Annotated in this window: 15 protein-coding genes; 11 read left to right on the top strand and 4 right to left on the bottom strand. The window is 49.2% G+C overall.

Annotated features, from left to right (window positions below; genetic code table 11):
* The first annotated feature begins 36 nt into the window (after positions 1-36).
* Together SD10_RS26190 and SD10_RS26185 are read left to right on the top strand one after the other, a co-directional pair.
* A complete protein-coding gene (locus SD10_RS26190; protein ID WP_179945478.1) occupies positions 37-2,064 on the top strand; it encodes an OmpA family protein in 2,028 nt (675 codons plus the stop codon).
* 69 nt (positions 2,065-2,133) lie between these two features.
* Positions 2,134-2,958 carry a tryptophan-rich sensory protein gene (locus SD10_RS26185; RefSeq protein WP_046578111.1) on the top strand — a complete coding sequence of 275 codons (825 nt, stop codon included), beginning with the start codon at positions 2,134-2,136 and terminating at the stop codon, positions 2,956-2,958.
* Positions 2,959-3,031: 73 nt separating this feature from the next.
* Here the strand turns inward: SD10_RS26185 and SD10_RS26180 are convergent, their stop codons facing one another.
* Positions 3,032-3,469: a peptidylprolyl isomerase gene (locus SD10_RS26180; protein WP_046578109.1), complete on the bottom strand. Its 438-nt coding sequence runs from the start codon at positions 3,467-3,469 to the stop codon at positions 3,032-3,034.
* A 444-nt stretch (positions 3,470-3,913) separates the two neighbouring features.
* Here SD10_RS26180 and SD10_RS26175 point away from each other — a divergent pair, with 444 nt between their 5' ends.
* The 9 genes from SD10_RS26175 (at position 3,914) to SD10_RS26135 (ending at position 15,487) form a co-directional block, all read left to right on the top strand.
* Positions 3,914-4,939 carry an acyltransferase family protein gene (locus SD10_RS26175; RefSeq protein ID WP_046578107.1) on the top strand — a complete coding sequence of 342 codons (1,026 nt, stop codon included), beginning with the start codon at positions 3,914-3,916 and terminating at the stop codon, positions 4,937-4,939.
* Positions 4,940-5,296: 357 nt separating this feature from the next.
* Complete coding sequence (locus SD10_RS26170; RefSeq protein WP_046578106.1) at positions 5,297-6,229, top strand: helix-turn-helix domain-containing protein; 933 nt, start codon at positions 5,297-5,299, stop codon at positions 6,227-6,229.
* A gap of 171 nt (positions 6,230-6,400) precedes the next feature.
* Complete coding sequence (locus SD10_RS26165) at positions 6,401-9,559, top strand: efflux RND transporter permease subunit (RefSeq protein ID WP_046578104.1); 3,159 nt, start codon at positions 6,401-6,403, stop codon at positions 9,557-9,559.
* Between the two features lie 92 nt (positions 9,560-9,651).
* Entirely contained in the window at positions 9,652-9,966 is a 315-nt protein-coding gene (locus SD10_RS26160) for a DUF952 domain-containing protein (RefSeq protein ID WP_046578103.1), read from the top strand.
* Entirely contained in the window at positions 9,963-11,063 is a 1,101-nt protein-coding gene (locus SD10_RS26155; protein WP_046578101.1) for an efflux RND transporter periplasmic adaptor subunit, read from the top strand. Before SD10_RS26160 ends, SD10_RS26155 begins: the two co-directional genes overlap by 4 nt.
* Positions 11,060-12,544 carry an efflux transporter outer membrane subunit gene (locus SD10_RS26150; RefSeq protein ID WP_046578098.1) on the top strand — a complete coding sequence of 495 codons (1,485 nt, stop codon included), beginning with the start codon at positions 11,060-11,062 and terminating at the stop codon, positions 12,542-12,544. Before SD10_RS26155 ends, SD10_RS26150 begins: the two co-directional genes overlap by 4 nt.
* Positions 12,545-12,695: 151 nt before the next feature.
* The gene (locus SD10_RS26145) at positions 12,696-13,781 is read left to right on the top strand and encodes a mannose-1-phosphate guanylyltransferase (protein WP_046578097.1); all 1,086 of its coding nucleotides are present in this window, start codon (positions 12,696-12,698) and stop codon (positions 13,779-13,781) included.
* 154 nt (positions 13,782-13,935) lie between these two features.
* On the top strand, positions 13,936-14,508 hold the full coding sequence (locus SD10_RS26140) for a hypothetical protein (protein ID WP_046578095.1): 573 nt from the start codon (positions 13,936-13,938) through the stop codon (positions 14,506-14,508).
* A gap of 157 nt (positions 14,509-14,665) precedes the next feature.
* Positions 14,666-15,487 carry a serine hydrolase gene (locus tag SD10_RS26135; protein WP_227699072.1) on the top strand — a complete coding sequence of 274 codons (822 nt, stop codon included), beginning with the start codon at positions 14,666-14,668 and terminating at the stop codon, positions 15,485-15,487.
* Between the two features lie 13 nt (positions 15,488-15,500).
* Here the strand turns inward: SD10_RS26135 and SD10_RS26130 are convergent, their stop codons facing one another.
* The 3 genes from SD10_RS26130 to SD10_RS26120 all read right to left on the bottom strand — a co-directional run bounded on the left by SD10_RS26130 (position 15,501) and on the right by SD10_RS26120 (position 18,227).
* Entirely contained in the window at positions 15,501-16,391 is an 891-nt protein-coding gene (locus SD10_RS26130) for a cyclase family protein (protein WP_046578094.1), read from the bottom strand.
* 131 nt (positions 16,392-16,522) lie between these two features.
* Positions 16,523-17,551 (bottom strand): thiamine-phosphate kinase, encoded by a 1,029-nt coding sequence (gene thiL, locus SD10_RS26125; RefSeq protein ID WP_046578092.1) that lies wholly within the window; start codon positions 17,549-17,551, stop codon positions 16,523-16,525.
* 226 nt (positions 17,552-17,777) lie between these two features.
* The gene (locus SD10_RS26120) at positions 17,778-18,227 is read right to left on the bottom strand and encodes a hypothetical protein (RefSeq protein WP_046578090.1); all 450 of its coding nucleotides are present in this window, start codon (positions 18,225-18,227) and stop codon (positions 17,778-17,780) included.
* Positions 18,228-18,238 lie beyond the last annotated feature (11 nt).

Raw genomic sequence — 18,238 nt, 5'->3', positions numbered from 1 at the left:
CTTGGGCGAGAATCAGCGATTTGCTTTTTTAGTCCTATGAAAACCAATACGTTATCTGTACTGCTCGTAGTGTTAGGTCTGGCCAGCGGACTAACGGGCTGCAATTCAGCCATGCAGGCGTATAAGAAAGGTGTCCGTCACTATGATGCTGGCGAATATAATCTGGCACTAACCCAGTTTCAGAAAGCAGCAAAGGGCGATATCGACCCGGCCCGCCTGAATTATTATACCGCTGAATCCTACCGCTTATCGAACCGGTTTGGTGAGGCCGTCCCCTTTTATCAGAAGGCCATTGAAGCGGGTACCAAAGAGCCCGACGCCCACTTCAATTACGCGTATGCCCTAAAATCGCAGGGAAACTATGCCGCAGCCCTGCAGCAGTTGCAGCAATACCTGGCCAATGCGCCAAAGACAGCCGCAAAAGCTACGCTCGACAAAGCCAAACGGGAAGTAGAAACGCTGAAGGCGATTGATGCTATTGCCCAGAACAAATCGCTCATCACGCTCCGCAACATGGGTAACCTGAACTCGCCGGGGGCTGAATTTGCACCAGTCGTTCGGGGTGAGGACTTGGTATTTACGGCCTCCCGGAAAGAGACTGTGTATAAGAACAATGGCCAGCCTATGCTGGGGTTATATAAAACGAAGCTAAGCAAAGCGTTGCCCGACCAGAAGCCCGACGAGACCGGAAATCCGGGTGGTGCTTCAGGTACGCCCGAGGTGTTCAGCAACAATGTCTTTCAGGGCGACGTGAACGAAGGGACACCGGCTTTCTCAAAAGATGGGAAAACCATGATCCTGGCGCGGGGTAACAATGGCAAACGGAAAGGTGGCCTCGATGTCGACTTGTACATTAGCCGCCTGGGCGACAACAACACCTGGAGCCAGCCACTGCGTTTGCCCATCAGTGATTCGCTGGCCTGGGACGGATCGCCCGCGTTTTCGGCCGATGGAAAAACGCTTTACTTTGCTTCAAATCGGGCCGGTGGTGCTGGTGGTATTGACCTGTATCGGACCAGTATTGATGCATCCGGCCGCTTCAGCCGTCCCGTCAACATGGGCCGCGATATCAATACGCCCGGCGACGAGATGTTTCCCTACGTAGCGCCCAATGCAAAATTATATTTTGCTTCGGATGGTCATCCGGGTTTAGGAAAATTAGACGTGTTCGTGGCTACGCGTTCAGGGGGCGTTACACGGGTTGAAAATATGGGACAGCCCATCAACTCGCCCGCCGATGACTTCGGCCTGATTTATACCGAAGCCACCAAAGGCTATATGGCCTCGAACCGGAGCGGAGGAAAAGGCGATGATGACATTTATTTCTTCCAGGAAGGCCCACCAACCGATACCACAACGATTATCGTGCAAACGCCACCACCGGCCAACGCTCCCAAAATCGTTCGCTATTTCATTGCTGGAACGGTTTTGGCCAATGAGACACCCACTGCCCCGCTCGATTCGGCACGCGTTCGGATTCTGGACGACGCAACGGGCCAGCCAATTGCCGAAGTCGTAACGGGTCAGCCCGGAACGTTTGGGAAATATCCATTAACAGAAGGCAAAGACTATACACTTCTGGCCGAACGAAAAGGTTACCTGACCCGCCGGGAGCCGTTTACGATGCAAGGTAGAAGCATTCCTGCCGTCTTCCTGACCAAACCGCAAACCGATACAACATTTACTGTCGATCTTTTGCTCGATCGGTCGCTGCTAAACAAAACGTTTGTTCTCGAAAACATTTACTACGATCTCGATAAATACAACATTCGATCGGATGCTGCGCCGGAGCTTGACAAAATCGTTGTGATTTTGAAAGACAACCCAACGCTCAAACTCGAACTTAGCTCACATACGGACGTTCGGGCGCCTGATGCATACAACATGAAGTTGTCGCAAAATCGAGCCAAAGCTGCGGTGGATTACATTGTGTCGCAGGGTATTTCGGCCGACCGGCTGGTGGCCAAAGGGTATGGCGAAACGCGGTTGGTCGTTAAAAATGCCAAGACCGAAGAGGAACACCAGCGCAACCGTCGGACAGAAATTAAAATTCTGGAGTTATAACGCTTCCCCTTCGGGAAACACTAGCTTGAAGGGCTTGGTTATCAATTGGTAACCAAGCCCTTTCGTTTTATGCAATCCGATAAACTACGTCAGTTCTTTGTCATGTTCAGCATCATCACGCTTATTGTGATGAATTACCTCTCCAACACGGGAGCTTTTGGGGGACAAACAAATAAGGTAATTTCCGACAAGTACCACACGCTGATTACGCCGGCGGGTTATGCCTTTTCGATTTGGGGAATCATTTTTCTAGGCCTGCTGGGTTTTGCCATTTACCAGGGCCTGAGCGCTCAACGAGAAAATCCCCGCTTCCGGGCGATTGGCTGGTGGGTAGTACTCAATGCGTTTGGGAATGCAGCCTGGAGCCCGCTTTTTAATAACGAGCGTATTGGCATTGCCTTGCTGGTTATTCTGGTGATGCTGTTCTCGCTGGTGGTCATTGAACAGCAACTGCTCGTTCGGCGTGGCTTACGGGGAGCTACAACGCCCCTGGTTGATACGGACCCGGACGCTACATTACCTGAATCTCCAGCTTCGGCAACGGAAACATGGCTGGCCCGGATTCCGTTTTCAATTTACTTCGGCTGGCTTACCGTGGCTACGATTTTAAACGTAACAGTGTTTTTAAAATCGACAGAGTTTAGTCTGATGGGCCTGAGCGAACAGTCATGGGCAATGGCCATACTCATCGTTGGACTGGTTGTAGGTGCAATCGTTTTCAACCGTTACCGGAGTGTGGCCTATATTCTGGTGTTTACCTGGGCTTACGTGGCGATTGCTGCCGAACAGAAGGGCTATAGCCAGGTTCAGTTAATTGCCGGAGCCGGAGCGATTGCTGCCGTGGGGCTGGCCATTTCGGGACTCATTTCGAAGAAGACGCCCGCCTATAGTTGAGAAACATTAAACGACATACCCCGCCCCTGAATCAGGGGCGGGGTATGTCGTTTAATGTTGTTATCAGTTTATACTAATCTTCCAGCACTGTGATGCTGTTGATTTTGTCACCCTGCTGAATCTGGTCGATTACGTCCAAACCGTCGACCACTTTGCCAAAAACCGTGTGGTTCCGGTCGAGGTGAGCGGTGTTCTGGCGGTTATGACAGATGAAAAACTGTGAACCGCCCGTATTACGCCCCCGGTGAGCCATGGATAAAACACCCCGATCGTGGTACTGATTCTCGCCAGTAAGTTCACAATCAATAGTATAGCCTGGTCCACCTGCGCCGGTACCCGTCGGATCGCCCCCCTGAATCATGAAATTTGGGATTACGCGGTGAAATTTAACCCCGTCATAAAAGCCCTTCTTGGCCAGGGTAATAAAGTTATCGACCGCCTTAGGAGCATCTTTCTCGAAAAACTCAATGAGCATTGTGCCCTTGTCGGTATTCATTTGTGCCTTTGGCATAACTGAAATCAATTTTGTTTAGCACAAAATTACGACGATTTCTGCTTTAACCTTACTACCAAACGGCGTTACTGTAAATGCACTACGAGCTTTCTATTTTCCTGCAAGGTGGTTGGACATTAGAGAGAATAGACCCAAATATGTATTTTAAAGAACCGAATAATTGATTATATAAACATTATGTTATAAAAAAGCCAAAATATATTAAATTGTAGACGCATTCTAGAGAATTAAAGCGGTTAATACTATACTCGTGCTGCTCCAATTACATTTTATGTCAATTTCCCTGTGTCTGTATGGACACAAGAGGCTAACACGAAGCTTATCTATACATTGGAGAAATACTTATTTATCGCCGAAAAAGGTCTACTGAATCATATATAATTAGCAATATAACAATCAGGTTGTTCATCAAACTACGCTGGCTCGCCAGTTATATGAATCATGAATCAACGTAATGGAAGTATAGATGTTTTTCGGTTTTTAGGCGCTTGTCTAGTTTTTTTATGTCACAGTATCTACTCAGAGTATCGCCCTACGCTGAGCTTATTGGGCGTGTTAGGACGATGGGTAGTCCCATTCTTTTTTATGGTTGCAGGCTATTATTTTCAGAAAAGCTATGCTGTCCGGCCGGTTCAGGCTTTTACTAAAACAATTAGAAATCTATTGTTTGTCACGCTGTTCGTCAACCTATTTTATTTACTGTTTACTTTACTTACTGAAGGAACGATCAAGCCCCTGATTACCTACTTTACATTATTAACGGGCGTTTATTTTCATCTGTGGTTTCTCACCTCCATGATGCTGGGTTATCTGGCGCTCTGGTTCCTGTTACATTTTAAATTAGACAAGTTGTTGCCTTTTGTGGTCGTGGTTAGTCTGCTGATTATCCTGATTTTCATACCTTACAACTCCCTGCTGGGCCTTGGACCTCACCCAATTTATGCCCGCTCTTTATTATCCGTTCCTTTTTTATGCATTGGGTTTTTAATTTCCAAGCATGCGTTAGATAGACATGTATCCAGACTGACTGCCTACATACTAATTGCCCTTGGTATTGGCCTTCAACTAGTTGAGGTGTCGTTCTTGTCAAGCTTTATGCCCAGCGCAGCCAAGGTAAACTTTCTCGCAGGCACCTTACCGCTTTCGGTTGGTATCTTTCTATTATCATTACGACTATCTATCTCTCCGGAGTATCCGCTTAGCTACTATGGCAGACGGTACTCCTTACCGCTTTATTTATACCACCCTGTTGTCAACCTTGTTTTCCATCGAATCTTCGCAAAATCAATCGTAACGGGCGGATTTTTTCATCTAATGAGCCCCTTAATTGGTCTGGGTATTTGCATGCTGCTAATGGTAGTCCTTGATAAATACGCGCCAGCTGTATTTCGAGCATTATGTGGTGATTTCAGTCGGCCTAAAGTTAGCGTAGAGGAAAAGTCGGCTAGGGTATCTTCTACACAATAAGGTAATAAGATGGGCTTGTTTGAGTAAGCCCAACCAGGCCCGATTACCCAGTGAAATCGTATTAATGAACAACAGGCCAGTCTACCACTGAAAGTTAATCCTCAAGCTCCTGTATTACACCGCACGCTTCTGCCGGTGTGAGTAATTTATTCTTCGAATAATTCAATTAGTGCAATTCATTTTTTAGAATAATACAACTAAATTGCCTAGTGTTAAATGGGTTTTGTTGGCGCACGAGCGGTGCTTTCTCGTTTTTACATATCTAGAATCGATGTAATTGCTGTTATTGGAAAGTAATACGCTTGAATGAGTTTGTGTTAATAAATCCCTTTTGTCTGTCCTGTCACTTTAGCCTACGTGGAAGCTCAACCGATTCCGTACTACGATAATTTGCCGGATTTTTTGAAGGCCGTCAAGTCGATTGACGCTACCAACCGCTGTTTTGGCATTTTCCCGTTTGAGCAGTTTGGTGGGCCGGGCGAAATAATTCCCCCTTTTCGAAGCAGTACCTATGTAGCCGCTCTGGTAACCGAAGGAACGGGGACCATTCACTTGGATGGAGTACCTTACCGCGTTCAGCCGGGTACGCTGTATTTTCTTCGTCCCTGGACAGTTCGATCCATTCACAAGGAAGATCAGTGGCACGGCTATGTGCTGATGTTTACAGCAGAATTCGTAACTAAACGGTCTATGCTGTCGGACCCCATGCATGAATATCCCTTTTACCGGAAGGGGGCTCAGCCGTTGATTCATATCAAGTCAGATGAGGCCAATGAACTAGCGCATCAGTTTGAACTCATTGTTACGGAAGCCAGCCATCCCACGCGCTCTAAATCGGATCGGCTGGATTTGATTTACCATTTACTTCAAGCATCTCTGATCAAAAGCCGACAGATTTACCGTCAGACGCTTTCGGCTATTGAGTACTCGCAGCCTGTATCGCTGGTTGAGCGGTTTCAGAGTTTGTTGCAGATGTACTATCTACCTGATCCTACGCGGGAATCGACGGTGCTGCTGACGGTCCATGAAGCCGCCAACCGACTGCACATACACCCGCACTACCTCAGCGATATACTCAAAAAGTATACGGGTAAAACAGCGCTGCAGCACATACGGGAGCGGACGGCGTTTGAAGCTCAGAATTTGATTCGGAATACGAACCTCACCGTAGCCGAAATAGGCTATCAGCTTCATTTTGATGATCCCTCCAATTTTACAAAATTCTTCAAGAGTATAACGGGTATAACCCCTCGTGCCTACCGCGAACAACACTATGCATTAGCCGCATAGAACAAGGATAACTGGTAATTTTTATATCCCAGGTTTTAGTATCTGCACTTTCTACCAGTGAATCTACAAAACATACCTGTTCTGCTGCCTGGCGTAGCCCTAATTTTGACCCGTTGCGTAAGTAGCCCTGATGCTTAACGCAGTAGCTGCTAATTACTTACTTGATTCATCATGTGGATTGTTCGCCTGGCACTTGAAAAGAAATATACCATCGCCGTGATGGCGCTGCTAATCATCATTATGGGCGGGCTGTCGGTCACACAAATGCCAACCGATATCTTTCCCCGGATCAATATCCCGGTTGTTTCTGTGATCTGGGGCTACAGTGGCCTTTCTACGAATGAAATGGAGAAGATGATCACGAACTTCTCCGAAACCTCCCTGATCAACAACGTTAGCGATATTCAGCGGCTCGAATCGCAAACGTATAATGGTACGGCTGTCCTAAAGATTTTCTTCCAGCCATCGGTTAAAATAGAAGAAGCGCTGGCGCAGGTTACAGCTATTTCGCAAACGATTCTGGTTCGGATGCCGCCTGGCACGCAGCCTCCTCTCATTGTTCGGTATAACGCGACTGATGTACCCGTACTGCAACTTGGTCTGTCATCCGATAGCCTGACCGAAGCCCAAATTACTGACTATGCTCAAACGCGGGTCCGGCCGCAGATTTCGACGGTGCCCGGAAGCCGTCTCTCCCAGGCTTTCGGCGGAAAAACCCGGCAGATTGCGGTCGATCTGGAGCCTGACCAACTGGTGGCGTACAACGTTACCCCCGAGGAAGTAACGAACGCCGTAGCAGCCCAGAACCTGACACTGCCTGGTGGTTCGTTGCGGCTGGCCGAACGAGAATACAACGTCCGTCTGAACTCCAAGCCGGATGTGATTACAACCCTCAACGATATTCCGATCAAGACGATTGGCAGTACGACCGTGCACATGCGCGATGTTGCCAACGTACACGATGGAGCTGCCGTGCAATCGAACATTGTTAAGCAGGATGGAAGTAAGGGCGTGCTGATGCGGATTGTGAAAACGGGTAACGCATCGACTACCCAGATCGTCGATAAAATCAAGAACCAGATTTTGCCGACCGTTCGGGCGGCTGCTCCATCAAACCTGCGTCTCGAAGCCTTGTTTGATCAGTCCGTTTTTGTGCGGGCGTCTATCAAAGGCGTATTGGTAGAAGGAATGATAGCTGCCCTACTCACAGCAGGCTTGATTTTACTGTTTCTGGGAAGTTGGCGCAGCACACTGATCGTTGCTATTTCGATTCCTTTGTCGATTCTGGCCTCGCTGATTGTGCTGTATCTGATGGGGGAGACACTCAACATTCAGACATTAGGCGGGCTGGCTCTCGCCATTGGTATCCTGGTTGATGATGCCACGGTGACGATCGAAAACATTCACCGGAATGAAGAGTTGGGTATGCCCTTGCGGCAGGCTATTCTGGAAGGAGCCCAACAGATTGCGACGCCAACGCTGGTATCGACGCTAACGATCTGTATCGTATTTACATCAGTTCTGTTTCTGGAAGGCCCGGCGCGATTTCTGTTTGGCCCACTCGCCGAAGCGGTGGTGTTTGCCATGCTGGCGTCTTATATACTCTCGCGGACACTGGTTCCTGCCCTGGCCGATCTGATGCTGAAAGGTGAGTCGCAGCATGGGCATGAGACGGCAAAACGGCCAAATGCCTTTGCGCGCTTTTATAACCGGTTTAACGAGGGTTTCGAGCGGTTTCAACTACGCTATATCCGGGCGTTGGAATGGGTACTCAACAACCGTCGGGTGGTGTTGGGTGTGTTTCTGGTAGTGATTGTTTTTACGGGCGTATTGTTGCCCTTTGTCGGGCGTGATTTCTTTCCGCAGGTCGATGGAGGGCAAATTCGATTGCATCTGCGCGCGCCAGCCGGAACAAGGCTTGAATCGTCGGAGCAGATAACGGCCCAAACCGCCGAGATTGTGCGGGAGGTGATTCCGGAAGAGGAAATAAGCTCGGTTATCAGCAACATTGGTCTGACGTCGGAACGCTATAACTTTTTCTTTTCCGATAACTCATCCGCCAGTTCGGCCGATGCAGAGTTGTTGATTTCTCTTGGTGAGGAGCGGTCGCATCCAACCGCGGACTATGTGCGGGAGTTGCGGGCCCGGTTGCGCGAAGAAATGCCCGATGTTACGTACTTTTTTCTGCCCGCCGATATTGTTAGCCAAATCCTGAACTTTGGTCTGACGGCCGCCATCGACGTGCAGGTGTCCGGCTTTGATCGGGCAAATAACCTGAAAGTTGCCCGCGAGCTGGAAACTAAAATCGCACAGGTGCCGGGCGCGGTGGATGTACACTTACACCAGGTACTGGATGCCCCCGAACTCTTCCTGAATGTTGATCGGGAACGCGCCGGGCAGTTTGGCCTGACGGAGCAACGGGTGGCCACCAACTTAAATATATCTTTAAGTGGAACCGGGCAAACCCGCCCCAACTTCTGGCCCGATCCGGTTAGTGGTTTTCCGTACATTATTGCCGTGCAGACGCCCCCTTACAAACTGGATTCCTACGACAAGTTGCTGCAGACACCGATTGCTGCGGGACAGGCCGATCGGGCTACCCCGCAACTGCTCAGCAACGTAATGACCATGAAGCGTACCACAGCGCCGGTCATCATCAATCGGGTCAATACTCAGCCGACTTACGACGTGTATGCATCAGTCGAAAAAACCGATTTGGGCTCTGTTGCCAAAGCGCTGGAAGAAATCACGGCTGAATACAAGACACAGCTGAAACCGGGTAATGTCGTCTCGATTCGGGGACAGGTCGAAAGCATGGAGAGCGCGTTTAGCCGACTGGGCCTGGGTATTGTTTTTGCGGCTTTACTGGTTTATCTGCTCATGGTCGTCAATTTTCAGTCGTTTCGTTATCCGTTCATCATCATTACGGCTTTGCCCGGCGCCTTGTGCGGCATGGTCTGGATGCTGTTTCTGACGGGAACAACTTTTAGCATTCCCTCGCTGATGGGCGCAATCATGAGCGTTGGTGTGGCCACGGCGAATAGTATTTTGCTGGTCAGTTTCGCTAAAGATCATTTGCCTGAAGTCGGTGGAAATGCCTACGAAGCGGCTCTCGAAGCGGGACGAACCCGGCTACGGCCAATCCTGATGACAGCTATTGCCATGATAATCGGTATGCTGCCCATGTCGTTGGGTCTGGGTGAAGGAGGGGAGCAAAACGCGCCATTGGGCCGCGCTGTTATTGGCGGTTTGCTGCTGGCTACGTTTACTACACTGTTATTCGTTCCCGTCGTCTTTAGCTATCTGGCCCGGAAGCCAAAACCTATGTAATTTTTTGTCATTCCGACGAAGGAAGAATCTTAAAGTTGCCTGACAGGAGAGTATAAGATTCCTCCTTCGTCGGAATGACAAAAACCAATATTATGAACTTGATTTATCATATCGTTTCAGCCGCCGACTGGGCAAGGCAGGAAAGCCAGCCCAGTTACGAAGCCACCAGCCTGCAGACAGAAGGGTTTATTCATCTGTCTACGAAAGAGCAGGTGGCCGGAACGTTAAGTCGCTATTATCAACACGTGCCTGACTTGCTGCTCCTGCACGTTGATACCGATAAGCTAACCAGTGATTTGCGCTATGAACTGGCCACGAATCAGGAACCATTCCCCCATTTGTACGGGCCACTCAATAAAGAGGCCGTCGTGCAGATAGACACCTTAACCGGTCAATCATCCTTATGAAAGCACTCCGTATACTCATTCCTTTGCTACTGCTTATCGCGGTGTTTGTCTTTTTCGGTGTACTGCCGCGCATCCGCAATACGCAGGAATTGAAAGCCGCTGTCTCGGAAGAAAAGAACCGTGATCCGATTGTGAACGCCGTGCCACTGAAGCACTCGTCCGATACAACCGGGCTGACCTTGCCGGGGCAAATTCAACCCTTTCGGCAGACACCTCTGTATGCGCGGACACAGGGTTTTTTGCGTCGCTGGTATGTCGATATTGGCGCGAAAGTAAAGCAGGGACAATTGCTGGCTACCATTGATGCGCCGGAACTTGATCAGGACATTGCCCGCGCTAAAGCCGACCAGCAACTGGCGCAGGTCAACCTGGACCGGTTGCAGAGCGTTCAACTGCCCGGTGCCATTGCACGGCAGGATATTGACACCCGCAAGTCGGCCGTGACCGTGGCGCAGGCCAATCTGGGTCGGCTCGAAGCGTTGAAAAACTTACAGCAGATCCGGGCACCCTTTAGTGGGATCATCACCAGCCGGACCGCTGAAAACGGAACCATTGTCTCGCCGGGCGTTGGACAACCGCTATTTACCTTGTCGGAAGTCGGGTCATTGCGCGTTTTTGTCGATGTGCCACAGACGTATTACCAATATATGAAAATTGGCATGCCTGCTACGGTCGTTATTCCTGAATTGAAAAATCAAGCGTTTAAGGGGACGGTTATGCATACGTCCGGGGCGTTGCGGAGCGATTCCCGAACATTATTGGCCGAAGTCGTTATTCCAAATCCGAAACAGGGGTTACCTTCGGGGCTGTATAGCCTGGTTAAGTTCGATATGATCAGCGCTCAGGCACCCGTTCTGATTCCGGCAAACGCCTTACAGATCACCGCCGAAGGGCCGCGTGTCGTGGTGGTTGATGCGGGTCAGCGCGTTCACTTTGTGCCGATTACGCTAGGACGCGACTATGGAACAACGCTTGAAGCCGTGAATGGTCTGACGGGCCAGGAACTTGTTGTTACAAATCCTAATGACCGGTTACGGGATGGTCAAAAAGTAAGATTTCGAAAGGCCGCAGCCGGCAAAACAATAGCTCAGCGATGATCAAATTTTTCAGTAGTGTTTTCTTTTTTAGTCTGTTCGTCGGCCAGGTCAATGCACAAACGGCTCCCCTGAATGCTCCAGGTGGCTCCGTTACGGTTCAACCCAGCGCTGGTCCTGCCAATGCACCGGGTACAGTGCAGCCACAGGGGCCTACTCCAGCCGGTAATGCCGTGCCGGGAGCAACCGTTACAGCTCTTGATCTAAGTCCAACCTTAACCGTTAGTGGTTTTCGTCGGTTTAGCGACCCCACGCTGGAATCGCTGATTCAATTGGGTTTGGATAATAGTCCTAACCTGCGGGCTGCCTTGAGCCGCCTGGAAGAGTCGCGGATTCGACTGCGAGTTGCCCAATCGTTTTTGTCACCCTCCCTGCGAAGCTCGGCCTTGGTAACAACCCAGAGTTTGTCTGAACGCCGACCGCTCTCTGTCGCCAATCAGTCGGATTTGCTGCCGCGTTTTCAGTTGAACACGTTTCAATTGCTGCCAATTGATGCCAGTTATGAACTGGATTTATTCAAACGCATCCGGGGTGGCATAACGGTCGCCAATTTACAGGCGCAGGCCAGTGATGCAGACTACCTTTCTTTCCGGCTCTCGCTGGCGTCTGATATTGCCCGGACGTACATGCTCATCCGGGGTAATGACGCTGAGCAAGCCGTTTTTCGTCGGAATATCCAATCGCGGGATACCACATTATCCATTCTTCGGGAACGCTTCCGGGTTGGGTTAATCAACCAGATCGATGTGCAACGGGCCGAAACCGATTATGCTGGTTTACAGGTTACGCTCAAAGGTCTGGAACGGGCTCGTGTCGAATTAGTGAACGGACTGGCTCAACTATGTGGTCAGGATCCCACTACATTTTCCATTCCGTCGGGTGCGTTGCCATCTACAGTGCCAACCTACCCCTACGCCAGCGTCACCGCCGACCAGCTTCAGCGCCGACCTGATCTAGTCCAGTATATCCGGCAGAATCAGGTGGCTGCAGCCCAGGTTATTCTCCAGCAAGCAAGCACGCAGCCACGGGTTACGCTTATTGGCTCTGGCGGTATTTTATCGGGTAAAATCGGCTCGTGGTTTACGCCCAGTGCAGCTACGTACATTGTAGGCGTCAATGCGTCCGTGCCGATTTACGAAGGCCATCGGGCCCGGCAAAACATTGCACTGGCCCGGCAGCAAACGCAAACAAATCAGCAAATTTATTTACAGGCTCTCCAACTGGCCCAGCGGGATGCAGAAACCGCGCTTGACAACCTGACACTGCTTCGTCAGCAGCTTGATTTACAGGCGCAAACACTGACGCTAGCTCGCCGGACGGAGCAATATAACCGTGAATTGTATGTCCGTGGACTGGCTACTTATCTGGAAGTACTCGATGCGCAACGAACCGTTTTGACGACAGAACAGCAGTTGGTACAGCTTCGTAGTCAGGAAGTTCAGTATGCCGTTGCTCTCCTTCGAACAATTGGGGGCGACTATTAGGTTGTATAGGGTGTAATCAATGTGTTGGTTTATTTTGTATACTATAGGTTTTATTTTTAAACTTTATGGATACTTTTAGTTGTGAAACAAAACTGGCACTTCGTAAATTAACTTTATAGTGGCATTTTTGTCATAAATTAGTCTAGCATCCATGAATCATACCTACGTTGTAATCATGGCGGGGGGCGTCGGAACGCGCTTCTGGCCTTTCAGTCGCACGAGTTATCCCAAGCAATTCCACGATGTGCTCGGTACGGGCCGAACCCTGTTGCAACAAACCGCTGATCGTTTCGATGGCGTTTGCCCTCCCGAAAATATTTATATCGTTACCAGTTCGCTTTACAAAGACCTTTGCCAGAAGCAGCTTCCGCAACTTTCTGACGATCAGGTATTGTGCGAGCCCATTGCGCGGAACACCGCTCCCTGTATTGCCTATGCCTGTTATAAAATTGCACAGCGCGACCCGCAAGCAAACATCGTTGTTGCTCCCGCCGACCATATTATTCTGAAGGAAGAAGAGTTTAAGCGAACAATCCAGTCGGCTCTTGATGCGACCAAAGATCAGGATATTCTGGTCACGCTAGGCATTCAGCCGAGCCGCCCGGACACGGGTTATGGCTACATTCAGTACATTACAGAGTCGGAAAATACCAACAAAAATTCGGCTCCACGGCGAGTAAAAACGTTTACGGAAAAACCACATCTTGAACTGGCGCAGCAGTTTGTTGAAAGCGGTGAATTCGTCTGGAATGCCGGTATTTTCGTCTGGAATGTACAATCCATCATCAAGGCGTTTGAAACCTATCTGCCCGAAATCGCCGAGATTTTTGCTGAGGGAAGCGACACCTATTATACGGAACGAGAAAAAGCTTTTGTCGATAAAGCGTACTCACTAACCGGTAGCATTTCCATCGACAACGGGGTGATGGAAAAAGCCGACAACGTTTATGTTGTGTTAAGTGATTTTGGCTGGTCGGATCTCGGTACCTGGAAATCGCTTTACGAGGTATCCGATAAAAACGATGACCTCAATGTGATCGACGGGCATATTATGTTATACGATACTAAAAACTGCATCATTAAAACGCCGAAAGATCGGTTAGTGGTTGTCAATGGTCTGGACGGTTACATTGTGGCCGAGTATGATAACGTACTGATGATCTGTCGGAAAGAAGAAGAGCAAAAAGTGAAGAGCTTTGTGGCCGATGCCAAAGAAAGAGGCATGGAGTTTGTTTAGACCTTTTTTATCGGCTTCTGTTTATGGCTCCGGCTACCCAATCCGATCATCGGGTTGAGCAGCCGGAGTTGCTATAAAAGACAGACTCCGTTCAACGAACGAAGCAATGGTGAAAGCCTTGTGTTCGTTAAGCTAACGAACAGCTACTTACCTCGTGAAAAAAACACTCTACCTTAGTTTGGCTCTGCTACTGGCGAGCCTTCTTATCGACTGTAAGGATACGGCGACCAGTTTCTCTCCGGGACCGGGCGATTCCCGTATTACGGGCACCTGGCGGTTGGTAGAGCGTTACTTCTCCAAAGATTCGGTTAAATCGGTCCTTACCGAAGTCCTCGTTACCCAGCACGATACTGTTTCCGTGACGGTAGGCGGTCAGGTCATTAAGAAGGATTCACTCATAACCGAGAAGGATACCGTCTTTGTCAAACGCGACACATCGTTCTATACCACAAAATATTATACACCCACGCCCGCCCAGACCCTTACCTTCGGTGCCGATGGCCAGCTAACGCACAGTGGGAGCGAGATGACGTATTATGCGCCAATCAAGTATTATCGGGTCGATGCAACCTATCCCGACAGCCTTTTCATTAACTTTTTCATTAATACCAACCGGGCTACAATTCCCTTTCAGCAGCGGATGGTGGTGCAGCAGGATATGCTGATGCTACTGACAAACTGCAACCAGGCACAACCTTGCTATTCGAAATTCGTGCGGGTTAAATGAGGAAAGCTGCGGATTTGACTGCATTTTTGATCTTACGATCATCAAACGTCTTTCTGTAGATATGGGTTTAGCACAAGGTAAAGCTGTAGTTCTGATTCTGAATTTTCTTTGTTTATTGACGCATTGGCAATCGGTGTCTGCTCAACCCCGGCTGACAATGCCTCAATTACGTAAACAAATAGAGCAGGAGTTGAGCAAACAACCCGGCGTTTTTGCGGTGGCCTTCAGGGATTTAGCCACGGGAAACGAATTGCTCGTTCGAGAGCGGGACGTGTTTCATGCGGCCAGTACCATGAAAACGCCCGTTATGATCGAAGTTTACAAACAGGCTGCTCAACATAAACTGGCGCTGTCGGATTCCCTGACAATCAAGACCGAGTTCAAAAGCATTGTCGATGGGAGCACCTACAGCCTGCATGCTACCGAAGACAGCGATACAAACATCTACAAAGCCATTGGGACGAAGCGTACACTGGAAGCCCTGGTGTATGACATGATTATCGTGAGCAGCAATCTGGCTACAAACATGGTCATTGAGCGGGTCGGGGCGCAAAACGTAACCCAAACCATGCGCGACCTGGGGGCTAAGGACATTCAGGTAAGGCGGGGTGTAGAAGATAGCAAAGCGTTTGCACAGGGGCTTAACAATACGGTAACGGCTTATGATTTGATGGTGATTTTTGAGAAGATCGCCATCGGGAAAGCGGTGAACCCGCAGGCCTCAAATGCCATGATTAAGACGTTGCTCGATCAGAAATTCAACGATGCTATTCCAGGGAAGCTACCCCGCGATGTGAAGGTAGCTCATAAAACAGGCTCAATCGCTGGCGTCCGGCACGATTCCGGCATCGTTTTCCTGCCCGATGGCCGAAAATATGTTCTGGTACTTTTATCGAAAGACATCAAAGATGACAAGGCTACAGTAGCTACGATGGCTACCGTGTCGGAATTGATTTATACCTACGTTAAGCAGGGATAGTGTACCCACGGCTTCAATATACCTTCGCCAGCGCCCGCACCGGAAATGTGCCGACTCCTCTGAACTTGGGGGGTGTAGCACTGAAGGTAAAGCCTGTTGTTGGTAGCAGTTCCAGATTGCACAGGTGTTCAACAATCAATATATCTGCGCCTAATAATGTCGTGTGTACCGGACGACTTTTGCCTGTTGTATCATCAATGTTGTGCGAATCGATGCCCACTAGTTTGGCGCCACAGTCCCGTAAATACAAAGCGGCATCGGCAGTCAAAAACGGATGATGTTCGTAGTAGGCTTCTGTATTCCAGAAGTCAGCCCAGCCAGTATGGATCAGAACGGCCCGGTTTCGGATTTCGTACTGTTGCAGATGCTTTTCCGTAATTGCCAGTGTATCTGTGTGTGGTACATGAATGACGGTTCCTTCCAGATCGGTGAAGGCGTCAAGGCTAACCTCCGACAAATCCTTTCCTTGTTCGTACCGATGAAAGGGGCAATCCAGGTAGGTGCCGGTATTGGTTACCATCTCAATTTTGCCAATCTGAAACTCCGTTCCCGCTTCATAAAGTTGACGCGAGTTTTCCCGGCTTAGGTAATCACAGACGATGGGAGCGGGTAAGCCTTTATAGGTGATAAGCCCGTTTTCAATTATATGGCTCAGGTCAATCAGCTTACTGCGTTGGCCGGACGATGATGCTACCGGCTTTCGCTTATGCGCTTCGGTAATGATTTTTTTGTTGAAAATACGGGTTTGTCCAACCATTAGCAGGCGTAAATCGGCGATGACATAGTCGGCTAATGCCTGGTCAGAAATGTCTTCACCGTCAATATCCAGCCGGAAGTCCTGACCAGTCAAACTGCCGCCATTCGTAAAATAAAACTCAAAATCGAATCGAACCCGCTTCTGCATTTTTTGTCTGAGGTAGAACTTGGTTATAGAAAAAGGCGTAAAACCGCTGGACTGATTTACTCGAAGTAATAAGCCGCCTGAATACCTGTCTTTTTCATTGCAAATCAATGAGCCTGTTCCTACCAATTAATTTAATCCGCAGCTGTATTCCAACCCTGGGCACGAATTGGTGTCTGCTGCCCGGCCTTAGTGGCCAACACGATTTGTGATGGCGTATCGGTCAAATAGCCAATGGCGGTGATTCGAGCGTTCGTGGCTAGTTTTTCGAATTCCTGCGGCCGAACGGTAAACAGGAGTTCGTAATCTTCGCCCCCGTTTAAAGCTGCCGTAATGGGGCTGATTTTAAACTCGTCAGCGGCCAGATGCGTCTGGTCATCGATGGGTATATTTTCGTCAAAAATTACCGCTCCGGTCCCGGATTGGTGGCAAATGTGAAGTAGTTCAGAAGCCAGACCGTCCGAAATGTCGATCATCGCCGTCGGGCGTATACCAAGGTCACGAAGTTCGTGAACCATGTCCGTGCGGGCGTCGGGCCGGAGTTGACGCTGGACCAGGTAAGCCCGCTCTTCGGAAAGATTAGGCTGCATATTGGGATCGGCCAGATATACTTGTTTCTCTCGTTCCAGCAGTTGCAGACCAAGATAGGCTGCGCCTAAATCGCCGGTAACACACACAACATCGTTGGCTTTGGCGGTGTTGCGATAGGTGATCAACTCTTTCGGGACCTTACCCACGACGGATACCGAAATAATTAACCCTGACCGGGATGCGGTTGTATCACCACCCACCAAATCGACATTATACGCGTCACAGGCTGCCCGGATGCCTTCATATAATTCATCGATGGCTTCTACCGGAAACCGACTGCTTAGGGCAATGCTAACGGTGATCTGAATGGGTAGTCCATTCATGGCTGCAATATCCGAAACGCCATACGTGACAGCCTTATAGCCCAGGTGTTTCAAGGGAACATACGTCAGATCAAAATGAATGCCCTCAACCAGCATATCGGTAGAGAGCAAACCGTAATCCGTTTCCCAATCGAACACAGCGGCATCATCGCCAATACCCCGAATCGTTTCTGTATGCGTTGGTGCCGTTGTGGCCTGCCGAATACGCTCGATCAGGCCAATTTCGCCAAGTTTATTTAGGTCAGTCATTATCACTCTAAGTAATTAATAAGCATTGGGCAAATTTATTAACCACGTCGGACCGCCGAAGCAGAGGCACGGAGATTAAAACAGCTAAAAACGATAGTTTACAGCTCTGTGTTCTCCATGCCTCCGCTTCGGCGGTCCGACGTGGTTAAATTAATCTTATAGAACCAAAAAGCCGCTCCGATTGACATACGGAACGGCTTTCAGGTTGAATTGGTTTACAGAAGCCTTACGGATTCGTCAGCGTGTAATCATTTAAGGTACCGCCGGTTTTCTGGCTTGTGGTTGTGCGCGACAAACTCAGGTTGTTGTCATCAATTGAGTTAATGGTAAACTCAATGGTGCCGGTAGTAAGACCAGTCGGTACTGGGTTCAGGTCAGTCAGTACAAGGCGATTATCGGTTGGAAGCGAGTATTTCCCCACGAATGTGTTCCCGTCGAACTCTGTGTATTTTACGGTTGGAGCCTGACTCAAATCCAGTTTGAACGATGTGTAATTACGAACATTGGAGGCTCCCCCTTTGGTGTAGACCGTTATTTTGTTCTCGTCTACTTTACTGGCCGTCCAGATTTTGGCAATACGTTCTGAAACGGGGGCTGGCTTGTTGCCACTACAGCCCATAAGGGCACCCAAAAAAACTAAAAGTGAAAGAAAAGCGATGTGATGAGTCTTTCTCATGGTTAAACAAA

Origin of the sequence: Spirosoma radiotolerans, from assembly GCF_000974425.1 — a bacterium.
GTDB classification, from domain to species: domain Bacteria; phylum Bacteroidota; class Bacteroidia; order Cytophagales; family Spirosomataceae; genus Spirosoma; species Spirosoma radiotolerans.
The sequence above is the reverse complement of the archived record's forward strand: the minus strand, read 5'-3'. Positions and strand labels throughout refer to the sequence as shown.